The organism is Flavobacterium sp., from assembly GCF_035456225.1.
GTDB lineage: Bacteria > Bacteroidota > Bacteroidia > Flavobacteriales > Flavobacteriaceae > Flavobacterium.
This window is the reverse complement of sequence record NZ_DATIDM010000128.1, coordinates 1-6,281: the sequence shown is the minus strand read 5'-3', so window position 1 is coordinate 6,281 and position 6,281 is coordinate 1. Positions and strand designations below refer to the sequence as shown.

Genomic DNA, 6,281 nt, shown 5'->3' with positions numbered 1-6,281 from the left:
TCCCTTTACTTTGTCCTGAATGCGACTGGCTTTCACTAAAGCTGGTAAACTCTTCGGAACACCTTCCAAAACCGATTTCTTTCCTTCTTTCAGTTTCAGTTTTTCCCAGTTTTGCTTGACTTGCTCTTCATTTTCAACAATTACATCGCCATAAATATGAGGATGACGGTCGATTAACTTATCACAAATGGAATTCGCCACATCGGCTATATCAAAAGCCTGTTTTTCGCTTCCGATTTTAGAATAAAAAACAATGTGCAGCAACACATCGCCCAGCTCCTTCTTGATTTCATCCAAATCGTTATCCAAAATGGCATCGCCCAATTCATAGACCTCTTCAATGGTTAGATGGCGTAAACTTTCGAGCGTTTGTTTCTTATCCCACGGACATTTTTCGCGTAAATCGTCCATGATGTCCAGTAAACGGCCAAAAGCATCCAATTGCTGCTGACGTGTGTTCATTGTTTTAGAATTTGTGTAAAAATAAGAAATCCCGCCCAAAAGGACAGGATTATATTTTTTTCTTTTATAACTGAAATTCTAAATTTCAAACACAAAAATTATTCTTCTGTTTTAGCAGCCTCTGCCAGAGCAGCAACTTCTTTGGAAACCAATCCTTTAGCCTGAAGCATGTTGTACCAGTTCAATACTTTTTTGATATCGGAACCATATACTCTTTCCTCATCGTATTCCGGTAGAATTTCTCTGAAGTAAGCAGCCTGTTTAGCATTATCTTCTTTGTGAGACATTGCAGGACCATTATCTTCTTTTTCAGCGATTCTTCTGAAAACTTCTGACAAACGTACTTCTTCGTTATACGTATAAATTGAAATTTCAGACAACAAACTTACGTTGCTACGCATTCCAACTGTGATTTTTTTACCGTCGATTAATGACTCGGCAACAAAACCTGTTCTTGTTTGTAATTTTAAATCGTATAATCCCGGTTTACCTGAAATCGATAATATTCTTTCTATGCCCATTGTGTTATTGTGTGTGTATTATTTTATAAGGATGACAAATATCTAATCTTTACAGAGAAAAACAAAAATTATCTGCCTTTTTTGGCAACAAATTTCATTTTATAATCCGGACGGGTTTTCCCTTCCATGATGTTCTGTAATTTCTTCGATATTAAACGTTTTTTCAATGACGAAATTCTGTCGGTAAACAAAATTCCTTCGATATGATCGTATTCATGCTGAATTACTCTGGCAATCAAACCATCATATACTTCTGTTTTCTTATTGAAATCTTCATCGTAATATTCAATTGTGATTTGTTCATGACGGAAAACGTCTTCGCGAACTTCAGGAATACTCAAACAACCTTCGTTGAATCCCCACTCTTCACCGTCTTCGTTAAGGATTTTAGCATTGATGAAGGTTTTTTTGAACCCTTTTAATTGTTCTGCTTCCTCTTTTGACATGTCGTCACTGTCACTGAAAGGCTCACAGTCAACAATAAAAAGACGAATCGCCAAACCTACTTGAGGTGCTGCCAATCCAACGCCGTACGCATTGTACATTGTTTCATACATATTGGCAATGGTTTCCTTAAGATTCGGATAATCTTTAGAAATTTCCTCGCCCATTTTGCGAAGCACCGGATCGCCGTATCCTATAATTGGTAAAATCATGTTTCGAAACTTAATTATGTCGCAAAAGTAATCAAAAAAGGGAGAATCGGGCAGTCTTTAGACGCTTTTGGCTTTTTTTAAACATAATATGTGAAATGATTCTTAAATTTATAGTTGCTTTTCCTACAGTAACTATCGCCATGGTACAGAAACAGGATGATTCAAAATATTAGAAAACATACAGACAACACCAATTTTGCCAATGCTTTAAAAGTGACGATAGCCTGTGTGCTTCCCGTAGTTGTACTGTCACAATTTGATCATTTCCAGGAAGGTTTTACCATTGCCATCGGCGCTTTACTTACTTTTCCCAGCGATGTCCCGGGAAGCTTAAGCCATAAAACAAAAGGAATTCTTATCGCTGTTTTCCTGATTACGACAACGACATTAACACTCGGATTTATTCAGGACAAGCCCATTATCGTATATCCTGCATTATTGGTTTTATTGTTCTTCTTTTCGATGATTTCCGTGTACGGACACAGGGCCAACATGATTTCATTTGTCTGCCTGATTACCGTTACGCTCGCCTTCAGCCATTCCTACAAAGGCTGGGAACTTGCGATACATTCCGGATATATTCTGATTGGAGGTTTGTTTTACCTTTTTATTTCGCTCCTCTTTCATTTCCTGCGACCGCATCGTTATATGGAATTACAGATTGCCGAATGTTTATGGCTGACTTCAAAATATCTGAAACTTCGGGGAGATCTGTGGAATAGTGATTCCGACAAAACCCAGATAACCGAAAAGCAACTCGAAATTCAGGTGGAAATCAATGCAATTCATGAGAATATTCGTGAATTTGTAATCCGAAACACTATCGATTCGAGCAATTCAAACCAAAACCGAAAAATGCTGATTGTCTTCACCAATCTGGTGGAAATATTGGAAATCGCACTCGCCTTTTCGTTCAATCACGACGAATTGCATCATCGTTTCGACAATCATCCAAAAACACTGCGAACCTATCAGAATTTGGCTTACAACATAGCCGCAACACTTAAAAAACTATCGCAAAGCCTGCAGAACAACACCAAGTACACTCCGGAACACACCTTACTCCTTGACCTGGAAAATCTTCAGCACATTATCGAACGATACAAAACCGAAATAGGCACAACGGCAACTCCGGAAGGACTTTTGATGATTAAAAACATGCAGCATTATGCCGAAAAACAGGTAGAGAAAATTAAAGTTATCGAAAAAGCGCTGGCCGGATACCTTAATCTGGAAGAATTCAGTCATAAGCACAAGGAAATCGAAAAATTCCTGACCCCGCAAAATTACCGTCTTGGTGTATTGGCCGAAAACATGAGCTTTTCCTCCACAACGTTCAGGCATGCTTTACGCTTATCATTAACCATTCTTGCCGGTTTCATCATTGGAAAATTACTTCCGCTTCAAAATGGTTACTGGATTTTACTCACCATTGTCGTTATCATGCGTCCGGGATACGGTTTGACCAAACAACGCTCCTTCGAGCGGATTTTCGGAACTGTCATTGGTGGAATCATAGCATTTGCAGTACTTTATTTTGTAAAAAACAGTTATGCTTTGGGAACCTTATCCGTGATTGCGATGATTTTAGGGTTTACCTATACGAAAATCAATTATAAAATCGGAGCTACCTTCGTAACTATATATGTGATTTTCATCTATGGAATGCTTACCCCGAATGTAACGGAAGTTATTCAATACCGAATTTTAGACACTCTTTTTGGAGCCACGCTCGCATTTTTGGCCAATTACTTCCTTTGGCCTTCGTGGGAATTTTTAAACCTCAACAATCATCTTGAAAAATCAATTGAGGCCAATCGGAATTATCTTAGCGAGATTACCCTTTTTTACAACCGAAAAGGAGAAGTTTCCACTGAATATAAATTATCCCGCAAAGAGGCCTTCATCGAAATCGGAAACCTGATGGCTTCATTCCAAAGAATGAAACAGGAACCGAAATCCAAGCAGAAAAACATGACTAAGGTTTACAAAACTGTTGCACTCAATCACACACTGCTCTCCTCTGCCGCTTCGTTGGGCTCCTATGTTCAGTTGCATAAAACCACGGAAGCTTCCGAAGCCTTTAATATTGTATGTGAAACAGTGATTAGAAATTTGGATTTGGCCATTGAAATTCTCCACGGAAAAAGAGAAGATTCTTCGTTAACAAGCGATGAAAAAGAACGACTGGATCTGAGTTTTACAGAACTGAAAAACATCCGCGCGCAGGAATTAAGAAGTACAAGTATCGACAATCAGGATTTTCAGCTGAAGATGGAGGAAGCGCAACTGGTTATCGACCAGCTAATCTGGCTGATTAACCTGTCCGAAAATTTACTAAAAGTGATTAAAAACCTAAAAATAAAGGAATAAAACAAACCGGATTGGATACAGTCTGGACACATCTCTAAAAAAGTATACAGCTAATTCATATTGAAAAGATTTGTACCGATTTCACATTCGTATTAAAAAAATGCCACGAATTCACTAATTTACATTCATTAATTAGTGAATTCGTGGCTAAAATTTTATTCATTTTTTTTGCTCCAGACGGTAGCCGAATTGGTGCGTTTTAAATTTTATACAGAAGATTTAGCTAAATCTTTCAATTTTAATATTGTACCCGTTTTGTGACGAATTTCGTCTGCAAATTGAGGATTTTCGTTAAGTTTCTGACCATAAGACGGGATCATTTCTTTCAGTTTAGCCTGCCATTCCGGAGAAGCTAATTCATCTTTAAAACAACGTCCGATCAAATCCAGCATGATAGAAACCGCTGTGGAAGCTCCCGGGGAAGCCCCTAACAAAACAGCCAACGAACCATCAGCGGCATTTACCACTTCGGTACCGAATTCTAAAACTCCTTTACCGTTTTTATCTTTTTTGATAACCTGAACACGCTGACCTGCATTTTCAAGTACCCAATCTTCTTTTTTAGCATCCGGCAAGTATTCGCGTAATGCTTTCATTCGGTCTTCCGACGATTGCATTACCTGCTCTATCAAATATTTTGTCAGCGGAATATTGCTGATTCCGGCGCCAAGCATCGGTTTGATATTTTTTCGTTTGATTGATTTTGCCAAATCGAAATACGAACCGTTCTTCAGGAATTTCGTTGAAAATCCAGCATAAGGCCCAAACAACAAGGCTTTTTTACCATCAATCATTCGCGTATCAATATGCGGAACCGACATAGGTGGTGCACCAACCGCCGCCTTTCCGTATACTTTCGCCTGATGTTTTGCAATTAACTCTTCGTTGGTACACTTTAACCATTGTCCGCTTACCGGGAAACCTCCAAATCCCTCTCCTTCAGGGATATTTGCTTTTTCCAGCAACAAAAGTGAGCCTCCTCCAGCACCAATGAAAACAAATTTTGCTTTCACACGTTTTTTAGCCCCGGATTCCAATTCCTTAACCTTCACTCTCCAGGTTCCGTCATCGTATCTTCTTAGCTTACGCACATCGTGATTAAAGTGCAGCTGAACCCCTTCCAATGTTTCGAGATATCTGAAAATGCTTCGTGTCAATTCCCCGAAGTTCACATCCGTACCGAAACGCATTGAGGTAGCAGCCAATTTTTTAGCTCCTTTACGGCCTTCCATAATCAGGGGAGCCCATTCCTTAATTTTTTCAGCATCTTCCGTATATTCCATATCCTTGAAAAGGTGGAATTCCTGTAAAGCATCGAAACGTTTTTTAAGGTACTTTGTATTTTTTTCACCCCAGACAAAACTCATATGGGGAATGCTTTTTATAAAATTTTCCGGATTGTTCAACAAACCTTTTTCAACCAGATACGACCAGAACTGACGTGAAACTTCAAAAGCCTCAACGATTTTCACGGCTTTTGAGGTATCGATAGAACCATCACTTTTTTCAGGAGTGTAATTTAACTCACAAAAAGCGGCGTGACCGGTTCCGGCATTGTTCCAGGCATCGGAACTTTCGGCTGCGGCTATATCTAAACGTTCAAAAATTTCGATTTTTAAATTTGGCTGAAGTTCTTTCAGCAGTAATCCCAAAGTGGCACTCATGATTCCGGCGCCAATTAAAACTACATCTGCTTCTGATTTGTGTTGTGTTGTCATTGCAAAATTATAAAGCGGCAAATTTACGGCTTACATTGCAAAAATTATCTTAATTTTCAAGGGTTTACAGAGGAAAAATCATTTTTAAGAAATTATAACTAAAAGTTAAAACATTTTTCGGGATAGATAATCCTGAAGCATAATTGTTGCAGAAATCTCATCAATCAACGCTTTATTCTGACGCTGTTTCTTTTTGAGTCCGCTGTCAATCATGGTTTGGAAGGCCATTTTAGAAGTGAAACGCTCATCCACACGCTCTAAAGTCATTTCCGGAAAAGCCGATTTGAATTTCACTACAAAAGCTTCTATTATTGGTGCGCTTTCGGAAGGTTCCCCACTCATTTGTTTTGGTTCGCCGATAAGCACCTTGCCGACATTCTCTTTTGTAAAGTAGTCTTTTAAAAAATCGATTACGGTTTCAGACGGAACGGTAGTCAAACCGGAAGCAATGATTTGCAGATCGTCTGTTACTGCGATTCCGGTGCGTTTCATACCGTAGTCTATGGCGAGGATTCTTGGCATATTTATTTTTTGACAAAATTAAGGCTTAT

Annotated in this window: 6 protein-coding genes; 1 reads left to right on the top strand and 5 read right to left on the bottom strand. The window is 38.8% G+C overall.

Annotated features, from left to right (window positions below; all coding sequences use genetic code 11):
- From VLB74_RS07660 to def, 3 genes are all read right to left on the bottom strand, one after another.
- A partial coding sequence (locus tag VLB74_RS07660) for a MazG family protein (RefSeq protein WP_325202868.1) occupies window positions 1-462 on the bottom strand: 462 nt, incomplete at its 3' end.
- 98 nt (window positions 463-560) lie between these two features.
- Window positions 561-983: a DUF5606 family protein gene (locus VLB74_RS07655; protein WP_325202867.1), complete on the bottom strand. Its 423-nt coding sequence runs from the start codon at window positions 981-983 to the stop codon at window positions 561-563.
- A gap of 68 nt (window positions 984-1,051) precedes the next feature.
- Entirely contained in the window at window positions 1,052-1,639 is a 588-nt protein-coding gene (gene def, locus VLB74_RS07650) for a peptide deformylase (protein WP_325202866.1), read from the bottom strand.
- Window positions 1,640-1,795: 156 nt separating this feature from the next.
- Between def and VLB74_RS07645 the strand changes: the two genes are divergently transcribed.
- Complete coding sequence (locus tag VLB74_RS07645; protein WP_325202865.1) at window positions 1,796-4,012, top strand: FUSC family protein; 2,217 nt, start codon at window positions 1,796-1,798, stop codon at window positions 4,010-4,012.
- Between the two features lie 206 nt (window positions 4,013-4,218).
- Here the strand turns inward: VLB74_RS07645 and VLB74_RS07640 are convergent, their stop codons facing one another.
- Together VLB74_RS07640 and ruvX are read right to left on the bottom strand one after the other, a co-directional pair.
- Complete coding sequence (locus VLB74_RS07640) at window positions 4,219-5,730, bottom strand: malate:quinone oxidoreductase (protein WP_325202864.1); 1,512 nt, start codon at window positions 5,728-5,730, stop codon at window positions 4,219-4,221.
- Window positions 5,731-5,835: 105 nt separating this feature from the next.
- Entirely contained in the window at window positions 5,836-6,252 is a 417-nt protein-coding gene (ruvX, locus tag VLB74_RS07635; RefSeq protein WP_325202863.1) for a Holliday junction resolvase RuvX, read from the bottom strand.
- Window positions 6,253-6,281 lie beyond the last annotated feature (29 nt).

Excerpts from the sequence above, each read along its gene's own strand:
- VLB74_RS07655 (WP_325202867.1), bottom strand. The coding sequence starts at position 983 with ATGGGCATAGAAAGAATATTATCGATTTCAGGTAAACCGGGATTATAC.
- def (WP_325202866.1), bottom strand. The coding sequence starts at position 1,639 with ATGATTTTACCAATTATAGGATACGGCGATCCGGTGCTTCGCAAAATG.
- VLB74_RS07645 (WP_325202865.1), top strand. The coding sequence starts at position 1,796 with ATGATTCAAAATATTAGAAAACATACAGACAACACCAATTTTGCCAAT.
- ruvX (WP_325202863.1), bottom strand. The coding sequence starts at position 6,252 with ATGCCAAGAATCCTCGCCATAGACTACGGTATGAAACGCACCGGAATC.
- VLB74_RS07640 (WP_325202864.1), bottom strand. The coding sequence starts at position 5,730 with ATGACAACACAACACAAATCAGAAGCAGATGTAGTTTTAATTGGCGCC.